This is a genomic window from Rhizobium ruizarguesonis (assembly GCF_017357285.1).
Taxonomy (GTDB): Bacteria; Pseudomonadota; Alphaproteobacteria; order Rhizobiales; family Rhizobiaceae; genus Rhizobium; species Rhizobium ruizarguesonis.
Genome location: NZ_CP071679.1, coordinates 204,328 through 222,204 on the forward strand (window position 1 = coordinate 204,328; position 17,877 = coordinate 222,204).

15 protein-coding genes are annotated in these 17,877 nt (G+C 58.3%); 5 read left to right on the plus strand and 10 right to left on the minus strand.

Translation table 11 applies throughout. From position 1 onward, the window contains the following. Positions 1 to 9 precede the first annotated feature (9 nt). On the minus strand, positions 10 to 1,308 hold the full coding sequence (locus J3P73_RS25510; RefSeq protein ID WP_024321595.1) for a type 2 periplasmic-binding domain-containing protein: 1,299 nt from the start codon (positions 1,306 to 1,308) through the stop codon (positions 10 to 12). Positions 1,309 to 1,679: 371 nt separating this feature from the next. On the opposite strand from J3P73_RS25510, the gene J3P73_RS25515 reads away from it, so the two are divergent. Continuing rightward, positions 1,680 to 2,726: a Gfo/Idh/MocA family protein gene (locus J3P73_RS25515; RefSeq protein ID WP_024321594.1), complete on the plus strand. Its 1,047-nt coding sequence runs from the start codon at positions 1,680 to 1,682 to the stop codon at positions 2,724 to 2,726. Between the two features lie 11 nt (positions 2,727 to 2,737). Here J3P73_RS25515 and J3P73_RS25520 read toward each other — a convergent pair whose 3' ends face one another. The 9 genes from J3P73_RS25520 to J3P73_RS25555 form a co-directional block, all read right to left on the minus strand. Continuing rightward, on the minus strand, positions 2,738 to 3,877 hold the full coding sequence (locus tag J3P73_RS25520; protein ID WP_130687380.1) for an ROK family transcriptional regulator: 1,140 nt from the start codon (positions 3,875 to 3,877) through the stop codon (positions 2,738 to 2,740). A 210-nt stretch (positions 3,878 to 4,087) separates the two neighbouring features. Beyond that, complete coding sequence (locus J3P73_RS37680; protein WP_018480421.1) at positions 4,088 to 4,276, minus strand: hypothetical protein; 189 nt, start codon at positions 4,274 to 4,276, stop codon at positions 4,088 to 4,090. Next, positions 4,188 to 4,373: a hypothetical protein gene (locus J3P73_RS25525; RefSeq protein WP_163856979.1), complete on the minus strand. Its 186-nt coding sequence runs from the start codon at positions 4,371 to 4,373 to the stop codon at positions 4,188 to 4,190. The genes J3P73_RS37680 and J3P73_RS25525 overlap by 89 nt, the downstream gene beginning before the upstream one ends. A 35-nt stretch (positions 4,374 to 4,408) precedes the next feature. After that, positions 4,409 to 6,100 carry a GH32 C-terminal domain-containing protein gene (locus tag J3P73_RS25530; protein WP_130687471.1) on the minus strand — a complete coding sequence of 564 codons (1,692 nt, stop codon included), beginning with the start codon at positions 6,098 to 6,100 and terminating at the stop codon, positions 4,409 to 4,411. Between the two features lie 92 nt (positions 6,101 to 6,192). Beyond that, positions 6,193 to 7,563: a NosD domain-containing protein gene (locus J3P73_RS25535; RefSeq protein ID WP_130687470.1), complete on the minus strand. Its 1,371-nt coding sequence runs from the start codon at positions 7,561 to 7,563 to the stop codon at positions 6,193 to 6,195. A 141-nt stretch (positions 7,564 to 7,704) separates the two neighbouring features. Further along, on the minus strand, positions 7,705 to 8,847 hold the full coding sequence (locus tag J3P73_RS25540) for an ABC transporter ATP-binding protein (RefSeq protein WP_018480418.1): 1,143 nt from the start codon (positions 8,845 to 8,847) through the stop codon (positions 7,705 to 7,707). A gap of 13 nt (positions 8,848 to 8,860) precedes the next feature. After that, entirely contained in the window at positions 8,861 to 9,697 is an 837-nt protein-coding gene (locus J3P73_RS25545; protein ID WP_018480417.1) for a carbohydrate ABC transporter permease, read from the minus strand. Continuing rightward, positions 9,690 to 10,571, minus strand: coding sequence for a carbohydrate ABC transporter permease (locus tag J3P73_RS25550; protein WP_018480416.1), 882 nt, complete (start codon positions 10,569 to 10,571; stop codon positions 9,690 to 9,692). Before J3P73_RS25550 ends, J3P73_RS25545 begins: the two co-directional genes overlap by 8 nt. 63 nt (positions 10,572 to 10,634) lie before the next feature. Further along, positions 10,635 to 11,894, minus strand: coding sequence for an ABC transporter substrate-binding protein (locus tag J3P73_RS25555; protein WP_024321588.1), 1,260 nt, complete (start codon positions 11,892 to 11,894; stop codon positions 10,635 to 10,637). Between the two features lie 170 nt (positions 11,895 to 12,064). Here J3P73_RS25555 and J3P73_RS25560 point away from each other — a divergent pair, with 170 nt between their 5' ends. From J3P73_RS25560 to J3P73_RS25575, 4 genes are all read left to right on the plus strand, one after another. Beyond that, entirely contained in the window at positions 12,065 to 13,084 is a 1,020-nt protein-coding gene (locus J3P73_RS25560; RefSeq protein WP_130663263.1) for a LacI family DNA-binding transcriptional regulator, read from the plus strand. Between the two features lie 271 nt (positions 13,085 to 13,355). After that, positions 13,356 to 16,382: an alpha-mannosidase gene (locus J3P73_RS25565; RefSeq protein ID WP_130687379.1), complete on the plus strand. Its 3,027-nt coding sequence runs from the start codon at positions 13,356 to 13,358 to the stop codon at positions 16,380 to 16,382. 148 nt (positions 16,383 to 16,530) lie between these two features. After that, positions 16,531 to 17,253, plus strand: coding sequence for an antitoxin Xre/MbcA/ParS-like domain-containing protein (locus J3P73_RS25570; RefSeq protein ID WP_207580026.1), 723 nt, complete (start codon positions 16,531 to 16,533; stop codon positions 17,251 to 17,253). Beyond that, positions 17,250 to 17,849: an RES family NAD+ phosphorylase gene (locus J3P73_RS25575; RefSeq protein ID WP_130673659.1), complete on the plus strand. Its 600-nt coding sequence runs from the start codon at positions 17,250 to 17,252 to the stop codon at positions 17,847 to 17,849. The genes J3P73_RS25570 and J3P73_RS25575 overlap by 4 nt, the downstream gene beginning before the upstream one ends. Positions 17,850 to 17,877: the final 28 nt, after the last annotated feature.

Here is a 17,877-nt window from a genome sequence, read left to right on the forward strand (position 1 = left end):
TCGGAAGCACTAGAGACGCTTGTAAGCCTCCAGCGCCGCATTGAAGGCGGCATTCAAGGCGTCTTCCGGCTTTTTCGTCCCCGAAAGCACGTCGCCCATCATGATCTGGATCTGGTTGGAGATTTCGGGATAGATCGGCACACCCGGGCGTGCCTGTCCGTCGACCAGAGCCTTGGCGAAGGTCTTGTTGGCTTCGGTGGAGAAGACCTCATATTTGTCGAACAGTGATTTCCTGGTCGGCAACTGCTGCTGCAGCGCGTTTGCCGGTCCCATATAGACCTCGCGTGCGAGGTTGGCGCACATCTCGACCTTGTCCTTGTCCTTGCTGAAGGAGGCGATCGTCCAGCCGCCGGTGCCGGTCGAACGCTGATCGGCGCTGGGGCCGGGGATCGGCGAGAAGGTCCAATTGTTGAACTCGTCCTCGTCGAGCGTGGCCTTCAGCTGCGCATATTGCCAGTTGCCGCCGATGAAGAGCGCCGTCGTCGCCGCTGCGGCCGCAGCATTCATATCGTCGTAATTCGCGATCGTGCTGACGCGCTTGGGCGCGGCACCGGAATCGACGAGATCCTTGAAATAATTCAGCGCCTTCAGGAATTTCTCCTTGTTTTCGCCTTCGCCGAATACCGGCTTGCCCGAGTCGTCGACGAGCTTGCCGCCCAGCGCCCAATAATTCGCGAGCCAGTCGAATGTCGTCCCTTCCCAGCGCCCGCCGTTGAAGAGAACGCCTTCCATGCCTTCCTTGGTGGAGGCGAGCGCGGCCTTTTTCAGGTCGTCCCATGTCTGCGGCGCATCGGCAACGATCGACTTGTTGCGGTAGAGCACACGAAGGTCCGTATCCCACCACCAGGCGCGGACCGTCTGGTCCTTATCGGTGATGCCGCTGCGGATGAAGGGGAACAGGTCGTCCACTTCTTCCTTCGAAAAATACGGCGTGAAGTCCGCAAGGACATGATTGACCATGAACTGCGAGAGGACGAAGGAGTCGACAGCAGCGCAGTCAGGCGCGTTGCCGGCCTTGGCCTGCTCCAGCATCTTGGCCTGTTCCGTGCCGATGTCCGAGGACATGAATTGCATCTGCAATTTCCAGTCCGGATGCTTCTTGATGAAATCGACGAAGAGCTTCTGATAGCCCTCGGCGATCGCCGGATCCGAATTGTTGGGACTGTCGTTCGTCAGACGGACGACGAGGGATTTTGGCGCATCGGCAAGGCCGATCCTGTCCTTCGTGGCAAGTTCCTGGGCAAATGAAACGGATGCTGAAAATAACATAGTGCTCAGCGCAAATGCGCTGACGGTGGCGCTCTTCATGATGGGTCTCCTCCCCATTTTGAACGGATACAGCCTGGCGGTCAGTTGACCTCTCCTCATTTCCGTGCTGCATTAATTAGATTAAGTTACTTTGATTTGATGTCAAGCCACAGCTTGGGAGGCCAGAACCTGGGAGGTTGAGATGCTGGCGACAATCAACAGCAGCTAGCGCACAGTTTCCGAAAATCGAGATCGATTTTCGGAAAAGGATCTGCGCCGTAAAGGTGATGGAGCGTCCTGTGGGACGCGCGGCGCATCCACCGCAATTTTCCTGAAGAGAGCACGAGGCGATCGCGGATGGCTGCGATGGCGTGGGTGCGGTTTTGCCCCGGCTGAACTGCGGCGGGGACGTTAATTCCATGGAGGATAAGATGCGTTTACTCATTCTCGGTACCGGCGGAATGGCCAACCAGCATGCCGCCAACTTCAAGGCAATCGAAGGCGTCAGCGTCGTGGGCGGCGTCGATGTCGTCCCGGAAAGGCTCGCGGCCTTCTGCACCGAACATGGCATCGCCAACCATTTCACGACCCTTGAGGATGCTCTCGCCTGGGGCGAGTTCGACGCAGTGGCAAACGTCACGCCGGACCGCGTTCACCATCCGACGACGCTTCAGGCCATCGCCGCCGGCAAGCACGTCTTCTGCGAAAAGCCGCTCGCCACCGATGCGGTCAAGGCCATGGAGATGACCGAGGCCATCGAGCGATCGGGCAAGGTCGGCATGGTCAATTTCACCTATCGCAATTCGCCTGCCCTTCAGAAAGGCCGGCAGATGGTGCTTGCCGGCGAAATCGGGGAGATCAGGCATGTCGAGGCCTCCCATCTTCAAAGCTGGCTGGTCGGTCGCCATTGGGGCGACTGGAAAACCGAAAGCAAATGGCTGTGGCGGCTGAGCAAGAAGCACGGATCCAACGGCGCGCTCGGCGATATCGGAATTCATATCGTCGATTTTGCATCATACGGTTCCGGGCTCGACGTTGCTCACGTTTTCGCGCGGCTGAAGACCTTCGACAAGGCGCCGGGCCACAAGATCGGCGAATATGATCTCGATGCCAATGACAGCTTTACGATGAATGTCGATTTCTTCGGCGGGGCGATCGGGACGATCCAGGCGACGCGCACGGCGGCCGGACAGATGGATCAGCTGCGCCTCAGGGTCTATGGCGAAACCGGCTCGATCGAGATGATCTACGATACCGGAAAATCGACGCTTCGCGCCTGTCTAGGCGAAGACGTGCACACGGCAACCTGGCGTGACGTCCCCTTCGAGCCGGTCGAGACGAACTACCAGCGTTTCGTCCAGGCCGTGCGGGCCGGCAGGACCCAGGAACCTTCGTTCCGGCGGGCGGCCAATATCCAGAAAATCCTGGACAAGGCCCTGGCCTCCGATCTCAGCCACACCGATGAAGCCCTCGTCTGAGGCAACATGCATCATGCCGAGGCAGGCGGCAGCAGCAAAGTGTTGAGGAAGGGCAGGAGTGCTGCACCGAGCGCAACGCCGCCGCCGCTGAAGCTCGCGGGTTTCATCGGAGAAATCCAGGGCGTCAGCAACGGCCTCGTCGAGGTATCGCGCCGCTCGATGGAAAGCTGATGGATCAGCGCTTCGATCACGCCCTGCGGCAGGTCGCTGCCGATCATGACGACGCTAGGGGCAAGGAACCCGGCCATGGCGATGATCGGGTCGAGCAGATGGCCGGCGGCTTCCCGTATCCATTGCGACAGTGACGGTGAGGAGAATTCTTCGCCCTTCAGCAGGCGGGTGAAGTCCTGCTCGCCGATCCGTGATCGCAGCGACTCGAAGCCGACGACGGTGTTCAATTGGACATTGTCCGGGCCGGTCAGCATTTCGCCGATACTGCCCGCCCGGCCATGCACGCCGGAATAGGGAATACCGCGAATGAGAAAGCCGGCCTGAACGTCGTCGTCGATGATGATCATCGCAAGTCCGCCTTCCCGGCCGGAGCTGCCGATCGTGCGTTCGGCGAGAAGGCTCGCCGTGCACTCGTTCTCGACATAGGGTCGCGCGATCGTCGACATCGCGGCGATCTGATTGCTTTGATCCTCCGTCCAGTCGTTGGCGGCGATGCCAAGGCCGATGATCGGCAAGGCGGCGTGGCGATCGACCATATCCCTGACGGCCGCATGCAGCACGCCGACTTTGTCAGCGGGGACCAGCTCGATATAGACCCGGTCATGGACCTGGCCACTCAGATCGATGAGCACGGCCTCGCCACGCCTTTGGCGAAGCTTGACGCCGATCGAGAACGCGCCTTCCGGGCGCAAGGCAAACTCGGTAGCGGTGGCCCCTCCGCCAACGCCATTGCGACGGTTGGAGGTGACGAGCTTCTCCTCGGCCAATCGGCGGAGAATATTGGTAATGCCGGGGCCGGTCAGGCCGCAATGCCGGCCAAGCTCCATCCGCGTCACCGGGCCATGGCGGCGGATGGCTTCCAGGATGACGCGAATATTTCGATCGGCAATTTCACCGGACCGCAGACCGACCATTTTTGCGCGCGGGGCGCCCATGTCCTGGGTTTGAAGCCGACGCGGCCCTGACCGAAGATACCGCATGACTGTCTTTCCTAAAGCACCACCTCGGTTGTGTACTTCATCCTCGGGCTATGGGAAAGCCGGGCTTAGCAGCCGCTTTTTGGGCTGAACGTCCTATCAATCGGGGTCAGGGCCATCACGGCGCTGACGAAGCGCGCGGGGCGAATGCCGCAAAATGCGTCAACAGATCGTCGAAACTACACGGCAATCGGAGCTTCACTCTATCGGTCGCTAATAGCTGCAAGGATGATCGTTGCCGAATCCATCGCGGCAGGCAGGTCTGAGCGAATAGTCGGCGCCGGTATATCCAACCGAGCCGGTTTGCATCGAGTCATTCGAGGTCGTCGTGCAGGATGACGACGATACGGCAACCACGATGACGGCTGTCGCGGCTGTCAATAATTTGCGGACTTGAAGCATCCCACCCTCCCCAGCGCTGCCTGAAATCTGCGATATCAGTGCAATTCTCGGTCAAATAGGGCCGGCGGAAGTGTCGATAACTGTTGTTGTCGATCAAGATCTCGTTATTCCGTGAAGGCCCAAGCGTTTCATTCAATAGCTCATGGCAGCACAGCAGCGTTTCACATCCCTTTCCAGCACCCGCGTTGAAGCGGACGATGAGATTTCCAGGTAATCGGGGTTGATGTTCGCGTAGCCGCGACGGGTTCCACAAACAGTTCCGCCATCGGCGAAGATCTCGACGATTCCACGGTCATGAAACAGACGAAGGTCCTTTCCGTCGCCAAGCTCCGCCACGTAATGGATCGAGCCGTCGTCCTGGGCGAGCCGGATCGAGAGGATACCGCCAGCGACGCCCACCTCGAAGGCAAGTTCGCCGCCCTGCGTCGCAACGACCTTGCTGCCTTCCAGGGCTCCGGAAAGGCGGATTTCAATGGCAGCCATCGGTAGCGAGAATTTGCCGCTTTGGTCCTCGACGATAGGGTCAGCGGCAAAGTGATCGTCGACTTCGATCGTCGGCAGCATGCGCAGCCTCTTCCTGTCTTCACTCAAACTTAGAACACGTGGTAGGGACATCTCCCCGGAATAGGCTGAGCCCTCGGGCTTGCGATATTCCCAATTGAAAAGCCAGGCAAAGGCGATCTGGCGCCCTCCCGCTTCGAAACTCTGCATCGCATAATAATCGGTGCCGAAATCCAGCAATTGCAGTTCCGGCATGTCGGGTACGAAGCAGTCGTCGATAAACTCGCCGATCAGGGCATAAAGGAGATTGTGGCGCCGTGTTCGTGGCTCGACATGGCCAACAAAACCCATCACCAGAACCCACTTTTCCTCCAGCCGAAAGAAATCCGGGCATTCCACCGCACGCGCGCCTTCTTGGCGGAAATTAGCCGGTGCACGGTAGAGCGGCCTGAGATATTGCCAATCGAGGCCATCGGCGGAGCCGAACAACAACACCGCGGGATCGCCTTCGATCGATGCGCCGAGTATCATGCGATAGGCGTTGGCTGTGTCATCCCACCAAACTTTTGGATCGCGGAAGTCGTGCTCGACACCGTCGGGACGCTCTTCCAACACCGTCACAATGCCTTCCGCCTTGATCATCAGCCGATCTGGGCGAGCTATTTTCTGAATTTCCCGATAGCCTTCGAAAAGGTCATAGGCGGGCAGGCGCTCGGTGTAAAAGAACATCAAACTTCCATCTCGATCCCGAAAGGCATTGCCGGAGAATGCGCCTCCTGTGGCGCCGAGACGCCACAGGTTCTGTTCTGGATGCAGAAATACCGGCATGTGAAGCCAATTGACCAGATCGCGGCTGGTCGCATGTCCCCAGTGCATCGGTCCCCAATCACTGCCGCTCGGATGGAATTGATAAAAAAGGTGCCATAGCTCGTCGATCTTGCAGAGACCTACGGGGTCGTTCATCCAATGCCGGATTGGCGAGAAATGAAGCGCAGGACGATCCGGATCGGACCGAAGCCAATCTTCAATTTCCGCGCCGGTGCGTTGAAGGATCCCTTTTTCCGAGAATTCAAACACTGTTATACCGGTCTCGTTCACGGTTTGAGGCTGATACCCATAGGCCCACAGAACAGCGTCCGGCGCATTGGTGACAATGGTGACCTCGCAAGCTTCCCTGTGGTGATATTTGAAAAACTCCGGATGGATGGCAAATGACCGAACCTGCCAAACCGTTTTCCCGTCAATGTCGATACGAAAAAAGCCGTCGCCCGCGGCCCAAAATTCCAAGCAGTACCCAGAGGGTAGGAACAGGTTTTGCTTCATCAACGGGTCATCTTCCCGGTCCGTTTGGTTCGCCATGAACACAACTCCGAATAGTCACTGGATTTTCGACCGACGGCCTAGCTATGCTCGATCTAGTGAAACTCTGCCGACGATTGCCCGGGAACTGGAGTGCCCCTGAAAGCATTCGCTGTTCTGTCCATCTCGACCTGTTCGACACTGCCTGAATCCAGAACTGTATTCCGCACCGAACCCCTTTGCACCCGTACTGCCGTTACCTCGAGCGCCTTCAAATTGTCCGTTGAAAGCAATGCGCCCACTTGCGTTGAAAAACAGGCGCTGTTTGGTGCGTCGTTGATCTGCGACATTTCGGTTGTGGCCACGATGTGATTATTGGCGATGTAGTTGCCGCTGCCGGAAACGACATTGATGATCACAGGCTTTGCGGCGAGAGGCTTGATATATTGAGTATCGATCGTTTCTGAAATGTGGTTGGCGATGACCGAATTGTTGCTGCCATCAATGTGCAAGAGTCCGAACAGGTCATCCAGGCCGTTATCGTACTTCTGCATGGGCGCCCACGGCTCGCGATCTCGCAGAAAGTGATTTGAGGAGACCAGGTTTTCGCAGCAATTCGCAGCAAAAACCAGCATTCCGGGATAGAAGGAATGGAATCTGTTTCCTGTAATCGAGGAACGCACGACGCCGGAAAAATAGACGCTGCTGGCGCCTCGGGGGAAGACGTTGTTTGACGAGACCAGGATGCCGCCGTAATTTTCAGCGTAGACGGAATGTCCAATATATCCGGCTCCGACAAAATTATTCGCTATCCTCGAGGCCTGGCCCATACCTTTCAATTCGATACAGTTGCCGCACTCTGCAATGAAATTATTGTCTATCGCCAGCGCATCCGCGTCATAAACAGTCACTCCATGTTCCAGATAGATGAGGCCCATCCCTGTTATTCGGAATGAGTCATTGGCGCTGCCCACATAGATTCCCGTTTTGCCATTCCTGTAGGAATTTTCCGCATCATTCTGCCCCGAACCGTCGTCCATGAAGTGCAGGCCATCGATGCAAAAATCTGCAAACTCCACAGAGCTTATGCGAGGATTGCCGGTGCGCTTGACATAAAACGCGGCGCCGGCAGCCTCGCCGGCGGCGTGCGGAGACATGTCCACACGTATGCGACTTCCGCCCGGCCACACTTCGCGCCACTGTGCAAGCTCGTCTGCAGGTGTGTTGAAACGGATGCTCGAAGACGTAAAGCCATGTCCTGAGCCGACAATCTTCAGATAGCTCACGTCTATCACGACCTGGGTGACAAGACGATAATCGCCTGGCGGAATATAGATCACTGCTCCAGGCTTCCCGCCGTCATTCTGGTCGGAAACCGCTTGCCTGCTTTTAATATCTGCAATGATGCTATTGATGACCGATCCAATATCCTCATAGGGGTTGCCTAAGGGATATTGTGTTACGTCGTAAAAGTTTTCACTTACCATTACTAATGTCTCCTCGGCCATTTCCTACTCCACAGCGAGAGTAGGCCGATGTTCTTGATTGGCTTGTTGCTCGCAAACCGCCTGGGGAAATGCGTTCAATCGGCTCTCTTGTTCGAGTTTTGAGCAAGATCCTGCGCACCATCACCAGATGCTGGTACGGACGTCCGGTTCAAAGAAATGGAGTTCCTCGGCATCGACAGCGATGCGCGCGATGTCACCTGCGCGGACTGTGCTCTTCGGAGAAAAACGGGCTACAGCAGCCTTTTCGTTGCCGATGTCGGCGACGGCGTCCGGGTCGCCGGCATCCACACGGGTGGCGTCGATATTCAGATGCACCATGGATTCAGAACCTAGCGCCTCGACAAGAGTGACCGGGGCCGAGATCTCGGCCGAAGAGGGCCGGATTGCGGCATCGTTCATATGCTCGGGCCGGATACCGACAATGACCTGACGGTTGGACGCACCGTTGAGCGAGGGCCGGTCTTCGAAAACCCGGTCGGGGATTTCTAGGCTGTTGCTGCCCAGGGTCAGCGTCCTCCCGTTCAGAACGGCCTCGTACAAATTCATCGAGGGCGATCCGATAAAGGCGGCGACAAAGACATTGTCAGGACGATTGTACAGGTTTTGCGGTGTGTCGACTTGCTGCAGCACACCGCCTTTCATGACAGCGACGCGGTCACCCATCGTCATCGCCTCGACCTGGTCGTGGGTCACGTAAATCGTCGTGACATTCAGTTTTCTCTGGAGACTGGCGATCTCGGCGCGCATCTGAACGCGCAGCTTGGCATCGAGGTTCGACAACGGTTCATCCATCAGGAAGGCCGCTGGTTTGCGGACGATCGCCCGTCCCATGGCGACACGCTGACGCTGGCCTCCTGAAAGGAGTGCCGGCCTGCGGTCGAGCAAAGTCGTCAGTTCAAGGATGCGTGCGGCTTCGTCTACGCGGCTGGCAATCTCGGTCTTCGGCAGGCCTGCCATCAGCAAGGGGAAGGCAATGTTCTCCCGCACCGTCTTGTGCGGGTAGAGCGCATAGGACTGAAAGACCATGGCGATGTCGCGATCCTTGGGATCGACATCGTTGATTAGCCTGTCACCGATCCTGAGTTCACCGCTCGTAATGCTTTCCAGGCCAGCAATCATCCTAAGCGCCGTCGACTTTCCGCATCCTGACGGACCGACGAACACCATGAACTCGCCATCCCTGACGTCGAAGCTCAGATCGTGCAGAGCGTGAAACCTGTTTCCGTAGACCTTGTTGATATTGCGCAGTTCTATGCCGGCCATGCCTTTGCCTCCCTCATCCCTTTACAGCGCCGAAAGTCAGGCCGCCGACGATTTGTTTTTGCAGTGCGAGCGTTACGATGATGACCGGCAGCGAGTAGAGGACGGCTGCGGCGGTCATCGCCCCCCAGGCAAGCCCATAGACCGAATTGTATTCGGCGATGACGATCGGCGCCGTTTTGGTCGCCTCCGATGTCAACAGCAGCGCGTAGAGGAACTCGTTCCAGCTTGTGATGAAGGTAAAGAGCGCGGTGACCGCTATCCCCCCTGTCATGACCGGAAGCACAATCTTTCGAAACGCCTGGAATCGTGTGCAGCCATCCATGCGCGCCGCTTCTTCGAGCTCCCGCGGTATGCCCTCGAAGAACGCGGACATGAGCAACAGTGCCAGTGGTACCGCGGCCGACGTGTGGGCGAGGACCAGGCCTGGAATGGTATCGAGCAGACCCAGTGACTTCAAAAGCTGGAACAGCGGAACTCCTAGCGCCACCGATGGCACCATGCGCGTCACCAGTGCGAAGAGCAGGAAAATGGTGGTGATCCGGCGCCGGTACTGCGTGGCGACGTAAGCGGCAGGCACGGCCACCGAAAGCGAGAGAGCCGTCGTCAGCACCGCGACGGTCAAGGAATTGACGAAGGCTCTCGGCAAAGTGGAGGATCGCAGCACTTCGCGGAAGTTCTCGAACGAGACAACGGCCGGAAAGAAGCTTGGCGGGATCTGCTGCACATCAGCCGCGGGCTTGATGGAGGTCATCAGGAGATAGATGTATGGCAGCGCGTAGGATAGCACCAACACGAGGGCTGCCGCGTTGATCAGGATTCCGCTGAGATTGAGGCGGCGAGCTCTACGCATGGACCGGCCTCCATATCTTCCAATAGGCGACTGCCGCCAAAAGCATCATGACGATGAGGAACAATGTTCCGGACGCGGAAGCCTCGCCGAGATCGCCGAACCGAACCATGCGCTGGTAGATGTTCATAGAGAACACTTCGGAAGCATGACTGGGACCACCCTGCGTTTGTATCCAGATCAGGTCGAATGTCTTTGCAGCATCCACGCCCCGCACGATCACCACGACGGCGATCACCGGCCGCATGAGGGGAAGGGTGACATGCCAGAAGCGCTTGAGCGCATTCGCCCCGTCGATCCGCGCTGCCTCCAGCAGGTCTTTCGGGATGTTCGTCAGCCCGGCATAGGACACAAGCGCGACAAAGGAAGTCGTCAGCCAGATGTCGGCAAAGGAAACAGAATAAATGACGATATCTTCGCTGGACAACCATGCGATCGCTTCTGGATCGCTTATCAGACCCAAACGAACGAGCCCGTAGTTCAGAATGCCGATATTGCCGACGAGCAGAAAGCGCCAGAGTAGACCCGCGACGATCGGCGGAACCATCAACGGCAGAGCGAAGATCGTGCGATGCCAGCGCGATTGACCGGCGAGCGCCGAAAAAAGCAGCGCCGCACAGAAGCCAAACGTGAACTCGAAAAACAGCGCGAAGAGCGAATACTGACCGGTCCGCAGAGCGCTTTCCATGACACGTTTCGACGTCAAGGCATCGACATAGTTCTGCAGCCCGACCCATTCGCGTATATGAGGCGTGATCGTATCGACCTTGAAAAAGGAGTCGAAGACCAGGAGCCCCACCGGGTAAGCGACCAGCACGCCAAGGATGGCGACTGCAGGCGCGAGCATGCAAAGCACAAATCGGTCTTCACCCGACATGTCCGTCTCCGAAAGCTAAGGGCGGGGCATATTTTGCCCCACGATGTGGAGGAATGTACGAGGCTAGTTGAGAATGTCCTCGATCGTTTCCTTGGCTTCCGTCAGGACCTCGCCGACATCCGCCTTGCAGGTCAGCGCCTGCTGGATAGCCGGGAGAACAGCTTCATCGACGATTTCCTGATATTTTTCATTGATCGGCCGGCCCTGGGTGGTAGGCGCGCTCAGCGTCTCAAGAAGTGGAGGGAAGTGCTCATAGCCGGCCTTGCCTGAATAGCTGCGATAGGCGGAGTTCGTCGCGGCAAGGCCGAGGGGAGCTTCGATACCCAGGGCATTGTTGGCGATAGCAAACGAGATGAATTTTTTCGCTGCATCCTTGTGCTGCGATGTCGAAGGAACGACGTTGTACCAAGGCCCGGGAACAGCGGCGACCCCGGCGTCGCCGGCCAGCATTGGCACCACGCCGACTTTGCCGCTGACCTTTGAATCCGGAGGCGTCATCTTGTAGGCGTGCGCCCAGAACTTCATCATGGCTGTTTTGCCCTGGTAGAACAGGTTCTGCGCCTCGCCCCAGCCGATTTCGTTCACATTTTCAGGAACGGAATGATCAATGCAGTGCGGCGCGATGTAGAATTCAAGTGCCTTTTTGTGCGCCTCGTTGTCGATAATGACCTGCCCGTCCTTATCGAGGATCACCCCTGGCGAACCCGCCTGCAGCACATGCGCCATCCATTCCTCTGAAAACGTGCCGATGGTGTCGGTGCCCCAGAAGTCAGTCTTTCCATCGCCGTCGGTGTCACGCGTGAAGAATTTCGCAATGTCGCGCCACTGCTGCCAGGTTTTGGGCGGCGCGAGAGGATAGCCATACTTGGCCTGAAAAGCCTCCTTTTCCTCAGCCTTATCAAACAGATCCTTGCGATAGAACACGATCTCGGCATTGGCCCAGGCAGGCATGCCGATCAGCTTGTCACCGACCTTCGCATCGGCAAGCAAGGAAGGCGGCAGATCCGCGCGAACCGCATCGGTGAAAAGAGCCGAGAGATCCTCGACGTGGCTTGCAAATTTCGCATTCCACACGACGTCGATCGTCACGACATCGAACGCGGAAGAGCCTGAGGCGATTTCGGCCGAGAACTTGTCAAAGACACCCTGATAGGGAACGGTCGTGAAGTTCACCTTGATGCCTGTTTCGGCAGTAAACTTCTCGGCGACCGCCTTCTGCAACATTTCGCCGCCGCCTTCCACCAGAATGTTGATGGTTTCGGCATTGGCAGTGGCGGCCATGAAAACAAGCGCGAGTGCGCTGGCACCAAGCAATTTCTTCATTGATTCCTCCCTGTCGGCTCGCTGCACTTGCACTGAGCCCTCCTTCTTGGTGCGAAGGTAGTCCTCGTATGACGACGTTGTCAATATGGAATGACGACGTTGTCAGAAAAATATGTCGACGTTGTCATGCGTCTGGTTTAAAACGAATCCCGACAAGGAGATTGGCGTAGATGGTGAGCATAGTCAGCGTCGCGAAAGTGGCGGGGGTTTCCAACAAAACTGTGTCTCGCGTTATCAACGGCGAACCATATGTGACCGAGGAAACGAGGGAGAGGGTCGAAAGGGCAATTCGAGACCTCGGATATGTGCCCAATATGGCCGCGCGCCAAATACGCTCAAGTCGCTCCAACACATTTGGTATCATCGCTGACTACGTGTCGACGACGCCTTATTCAGTGGATATCGTTCGCGGGATCCAGGATTGGGCCAATGCCAACGGCAAGACCATCCTGATGGCAAACACCGGCGGTGCGTCCGAGCAGGAAATTAAAATTTGGAAAATGTTCCAATCGCACCGCATTGACGGTGTTCTCTACGTAACGATGTACCATCGCATCGTTGACCCCGAAACCGGCGACGTCGGTATCCCCACAGTCATGATCAACTGTCGACCTCGCACGAGCGAATTGTTGCCGTCAATCGAACCCGATGACTACCAGGGTGCGCAGGATCTGACACGCTATCTGCTTGAAAGGGGCCATCGAAAGATCGGCTACATCCGACTCAATCCCATTTTGCTTGGCGCGGAACTGCGCCTCGATGCTTTCCGCAAAACCACCGGAGACTTTGGCCTTGCGGAGAGCGACCTTAGTATCCGTCTAGGCATGGAAGGACCGGTTGGAGCAGAGAAGAATTACGTTTTTGCTGCCGCCACCGAGATGCTTCAACAAAAGGATCGACCGACCGCAATCATGAGCGGCAACGACGAAATGGCGATCCAAGTCTACATCGCGGCGATGGCAATGGGTCTTCGGATTCCCGAGGATGTCAGTATTGTCGGCTTTGACGATTTCCGGACGGTTTCCCTGGCGCTGAGGCCGGAGCTGACCACTGCCGCTTTGCCATATTACGATCTCGGTCTGCAAGGTGCGGAATTGTTGAATAGCGTGGTGGCGGGAAGCGAAGTTTGCCCGAGCAGTCGAGTTATGTCCTGCAATTTGGTGGAGCGACTTTCGGTGTGCTCCTCGTAATCTAACCTCACGCACGAGAGCGTCTGGTCGAGCAAGCAAGCTTTCGCAAGAACATGGCGTCACGGTGACACCCGGTAAACCCCGGTTCACTTCTTCCGGGCTTGACGCCAAATCAAAGTTACTTAATCTAAGACTCTGCAAGCCCGCTTGGAGGAGGGGCCGGGCAATCGCGATGTCGGTCGCGCCATCTTCATCTCCCCCAAAACCATGACCACGACCCCAAAAGCATGACGACAAGATTGCCAGCCGTCGATTTTCAACAGGATAAGCCATGCCTCTGACCATTGCCCAGCGCCTCGATCGTCTGAAAGTTCGCATTGCCGAGTTGGCGCATTGGCGAGATCGACAAAGTGCTACGATCGACGGCTGGACTTTCGAGGGCGAGCCGATCGCACATCACCAGGATTGGCCGCACCGCCAGGCGGTGGTGCATTTTGCCGCCACTGCTGAAGCGCCGGAGGCGTGGCCTCTCGCAGATATTCGCCTGCAGCTCGATCTCGGCGGCGAGAGCCTGATTACGCTGAGCTATCCCGATGGCGAGACGGAAACATTCGGTCTCGATCCCTATCATCAGGAATTCCCGGTGAAGGGCCGCCGCTTCTCGATCGCAACAGAAACCGTCGCCCGCTTTCCGTTCGGCGAGCCCAATCGAGCGCCCAAGCTCAACAAGGCGCGGTTTATCTGGCTCGATGGACCGGCTCATCGCCTGCATCTTCTGTTGAAGCAGGTTTCTGAGGCAATCGAGGTGCTGGGCGAGCATGAAGTCGTGCCGCACCTGATGGATGCCGCCGAGCATGCGTTGCGCAGCCTCGACTGGCCGTCGGATACGGCGGCCTATATCTCCCGCACATCCAGCGCCGTCATGCAGCAGAAGATCTGGGAACTGCCGGAACTTGAGGTTAATCCGGCAGGCCTCACAGACGAGCAGAGCGGCTCGGCAGCCGCAGCCTTCAAGGCTCTGACGGCGCGGTTGAAGGAGCTGCAGAAGCGCTTTCCCCCGAACGGAGAATTGCTGCTGACCGGCCATGCGCATATCGATCTCGCCTGGCTTTGGCCTTATCGCGAGACACGGCGGAAAATGCGGCGCACCTTCAATACGGCGCTCTCGCTGATGGAACGCTCCGACGATTTCCGCTTCAGTCAATCGACCGCCCATTATTACGCGCAGATGGAAGAAGAAGACCCGGCGCTTCTCGAGCGCATCAAGAAGAAGGTCGTGGACGGAAAGTGGGAAACCGTCGGCGGCATGTGGGTGGAGCCCGACACGAACATGCCGACCGGCGAAAGCCTCGCCCGTCAAGTTCTCTATGGCCAGCGCTATTTCGAAAAGACCTTCGGCACCCGCCATACGGTCTGCTGGCTGCCGGACTGCTTCGGCTTTTCCGGCGCGTTGCCGCAAATCCTGAGACAGGGTGGCATCGACAGCTTCTTCACGATCAAGGTCAACTGGAGCGAGACCAACCATATTCCCTCCGATCTCTTCTGGTGGAAGGGCCTCGACGGCAGCCGGGTGCTGACCCATACGTTCGACAATCCGATGCAGGGTTATAACGGCTTCGTGCAACCCGATTGTTACGTGCCGACATGGAAGAATTTCCGCGGCAAGACGCAGCACGATACTTCGCTTCTGGCCGTCGGTTACGGCGATGGCGGCGGCGGCGTCACGCCGGAGATGGTCGAGCGCGAAGTGCAGTTGCGCGATTTCCCGGCTATCCCGCAGGCGCGATGGGGCACCGTCAAAAGCTATTACGAGCAGGCACACCGCACCGCTGGGGAAAAGAACCTTCCGGTGTGGGATGGCGAAATCTATCTCGAACTGCACCGCGCCACGCTGACGTCGCAAAGCGGCGTCAAGCGCAAGCACCGCCGGGCCGAACGGGCGCTGATCACCGCGGAAACCATCGCTTCGCTGGCGCATATGCTCGGAGCAGGCAGGCCCCGAAGCCTCGAGTCGGATTGGCGCGTGGTGCTGAAGAACGAGTTCCATGACATTCTGCCGGGCTCGAGCATCCGCGAAGTCTATCAGGATGCAGAGCAGGAACTGGACGGCGTCATCGAACATGCCAAGGCCGAACAGGCGGGGGGATTGCAAGCGCTGTCGGCCAAGCTGCCGAAGGGCGGGGTTGGCGATGCCCTCGTCGTCGTCAATCCGTCCCTCGCGCCGAGGCCGCTCAGCGCAACGCTCTCCAACGGCACGGTCGTCGCGACCGCGGATCTCGTCGCGCCCTTGTCCGTCGCGGTTTTCGACAAGGGCTCGCTCAAGCCGGCGGGCGGGCTGAAGGCAGGTCACGACCATCTCGAAAACGACCACCTCTCGGTCGCCATCGGCAAGGACGGGGCGGTGGTGAGCCTCATTCACAAGGCATCGGGCCGGGAAGCGGTCGACGGCTCGGCAAATCAGCTCTGGGTCTATCCGGCTGACAAGCCGCGCAACTGGGACGCCTGGGACATCGACGCGGATTATGCCGAAAAGGCCATCCGCCTCGATGCGCCTGACAGTATCACCCTCGTTGAAGAAGGGCCGCACCGCGCGGCGATCCGCGTCGTTTACCGTTACCGGAATTCGAGCGTCACGCAGACCTATGTGCTGACGGCCAACGCCAGGCGGCTCGACATCGAAACAACGATCGACTGGCATGATCGCCGCACACTTCTGCGCACCCTGAACCCGGTCGCCGCGCAGGCCCGCAAGGCGACCTTCGAATGCGCCTTCGGCATCGTCGAGCGGGCTACGCACACGAATACGTCCTGGGAACAGGCGATGTTCGAGGCCGTCGCGCACCGCTTCGTCGATATCAGCGAGCCGGATTTCGGAGTCGCGCTGCTCAACAATGCCAAATACGGCCATAGCGCCCGCGGCAACGTGATCGGCATGAGCCTCGTGCGCGGGCCGATCTATCCGGATCCGCTCGCCGACGAAGGTGAGCAGAGCTTCACCTATGCGCTGATGCCGCATGAAGGTGCCTGGCATGAAGGCGGCGTTCTCGACGAGGCGATTGATCTCAACCAACCGCTCGTCTCGGCTGAATCCAGCGGCCTCTCCGCCGGCACTTTCGCGCCGCTTGCGACCAGCGGCATCCCCGTCGCTTTCTCAGGCCTGAAGCCGGCGGAAGAGGGCGATGGGCTTATCCTGCGTCTTTACGAACCGGCCGGCCGGCGCGGCAGCCTCGCCCTTAGCCTGCCTTCCGGATGGAAGGTATCGCAGCCGCTGAACATTCTCGAAGAGCCGATGGAGCGGAAGGGACCAGCCGACATCATGCCGTTTGAAATCCGGACCTGGAAGCTACAAAAGGCCTGATGTTCCTCCGGGGAGATCACGCCTCGCCGCTTCGATGCCGCGAGGCGTTGCGGGGTCTCACCATAGAGCAAAAGCCGATTAATGAGACAAACTGGACAAATGGGCCATTTGAGACTATATCAGCTCCTCTAAGAATGGAGATAGTTTCATGGCTGGTTCCCATTTGCAGCAGGGTCGTGCTCGTCAGGCGCAGGTTGCCGATCGTGTTGCCGCCAAAGTCGCCGATGTGCTGAGAGCCGACGCTACATTCGAGTCCGGCTCGGTTGCCCTGTCCGCCAGAATTGCGGGAGCGGCGGCGGCGGCCATTGTCGATCTTCCCGTTAGCGTGCGACGCGAACTCAGCAAGCGACAGGGCGAACTTACCCGCCGCATTCGTGGTCTGGTAGAGTCCTTCAGCGATGCACCTGATGGCGGCAAGATCGCGCTTGAAATTCCGAAGGCCGTGGAACCCTCCAAAGGCGAAGGGCTTGGGAAGATCGCCACGGCGGAGGAAGGCGAGCGATTGCTGGACGAGCTTGCGGTTGCCCGCAAGCTCGAAGATTGGGCGGGGCCGGTTGCCGGCGCAAATGAACTCCAGCGCGATTTCGGAATTGCGCGCTCCACCCTCAATCGCTGGCAGCATGCCGGCGAGGTCATCGCGCTGCTGAAAGGAACGAGGAAGCACGTCTATCCGATCGAACAATTCATCGACGGGCGTCCGGCAAAGGGCATAGGAACGATTGCCGCTCTCGTTTCCAATCAGCGGGTAGCATGGCTTTGGCTCAGCCAGCCGAATCCCATGCTGGGCGGGCGCAGGCCCATAAACCTCTTGCAACAGGATCATGCGGACGAGGTCGTCGACGCGGCCCAGACCTATTTCTCCGCGCAATGACGCTCGACAAGGCCGTCCTGCAGCGCCTCGCCGTTCGCGCCGACATCACCGACTATGTCAGAATCATCTCGCGCGCTCACGCCGCGACGCCTCTCGGTATGGGCTTCGGCAAGACGCGGTTTTCGAGCCCGAGGGATAAGTTCCGGTTGCTCTATCTCGCTCAGGATCCCGCGACGGCGATCGCGGAGACGATCGTTCGTGACCGGTTTCAAGGCAAGGCCGAGCGATTGATACTGCGGGAGGAGTTCGACCGCTATTCGATCGCCGTTATCCGAAACCCCAGTCCGCTTTTCCTGCTCGACCTGCGCTACGAAGGCGCAAACCTGCTCGGGGTTTCGACAGATGCCGTTCGAGCCAGGGCACAGACCAGCGGACGCCGGCTCAGTCAGGAAATCTACGATCGCACCGATTTCGACGGCATTCTCTACATGTCCCGGATCACCAACAAGCAGTGCGTTGCCGTCTATGATCGCGCTACGGCCAGCATTGAGGCCGATGGCCCCGCATGGGATCTCATCCGCTTGTCCGCGCTCGGCCCCATACTCGATGCCTTGCACCTCACGGTCATAGGTGGGGGAATGATGTCCAATCGGTGAGAAGGACGCGTGGCGCTGTCGTGCTTCG

Excerpts from the sequence above, each read along its gene's own strand:
- J3P73_RS25510 (WP_024321595.1), bottom strand. The coding sequence starts at position 1,308 with ATGAAGAGCGCCACCGTCAGCGCATTTGCGCTGAGCACTATGTTATTT.
- J3P73_RS25515 (WP_024321594.1), top strand. The coding sequence starts at position 1,680 with ATGCGTTTACTCATTCTCGGTACCGGCGGAATGGCCAACCAGCATGCC.
- J3P73_RS25520 (WP_130687380.1), bottom strand. The coding sequence starts at position 3,877 with ATGCGGTATCTTCGGTCAGGGCCGCGTCGGCTTCAAACCCAGGACATG.
- J3P73_RS37680 (WP_018480421.1), bottom strand. The coding sequence starts at position 4,276 with ATGCTTCAAGTCCGCAAATTATTGACAGCCGCGACAGCCGTCATCGTG.
- J3P73_RS25530 (WP_130687471.1), bottom strand. The coding sequence starts at position 6,100 with ATGAAGCAAAACCTGTTCCTACCCTCTGGGTACTGCTTGGAATTTTGG.
- J3P73_RS25535 (WP_130687470.1), bottom strand. The coding sequence starts at position 7,563 with ATGGTAAGTGAAAACTTTTACGACGTAACACAATATCCCTTAGGCAAC.
- J3P73_RS25540 (WP_018480418.1), bottom strand. The coding sequence starts at position 8,847 with ATGGCCGGCATAGAACTGCGCAATATCAACAAGGTCTACGGAAACAGG.
- J3P73_RS25545 (WP_018480417.1), bottom strand. The coding sequence starts at position 9,697 with ATGCGTAGAGCTCGCCGCCTCAATCTCAGCGGAATCCTGATCAACGCG.
- J3P73_RS25550 (WP_018480416.1), bottom strand. The coding sequence starts at position 10,571 with ATGTCGGGTGAAGACCGATTTGTGCTTTGCATGCTCGCGCCTGCAGTC.
- J3P73_RS25555 (WP_024321588.1), bottom strand. The coding sequence starts at position 11,894 with ATGAAGAAATTGCTTGGTGCCAGCGCACTCGCGCTTGTTTTCATGGCC.
- J3P73_RS25560 (WP_130663263.1), top strand. The coding sequence starts at position 12,065 with ATGGTGAGCATAGTCAGCGTCGCGAAAGTGGCGGGGGTTTCCAACAAA.
- J3P73_RS25565 (WP_130687379.1), top strand. The coding sequence starts at position 13,356 with ATGCCTCTGACCATTGCCCAGCGCCTCGATCGTCTGAAAGTTCGCATT.
- J3P73_RS25570 (WP_207580026.1), top strand. The coding sequence starts at position 16,531 with ATGGCTGGTTCCCATTTGCAGCAGGGTCGTGCTCGTCAGGCGCAGGTT.
- J3P73_RS25575 (WP_130673659.1), top strand. The coding sequence starts at position 17,250 with ATGACGCTCGACAAGGCCGTCCTGCAGCGCCTCGCCGTTCGCGCCGAC.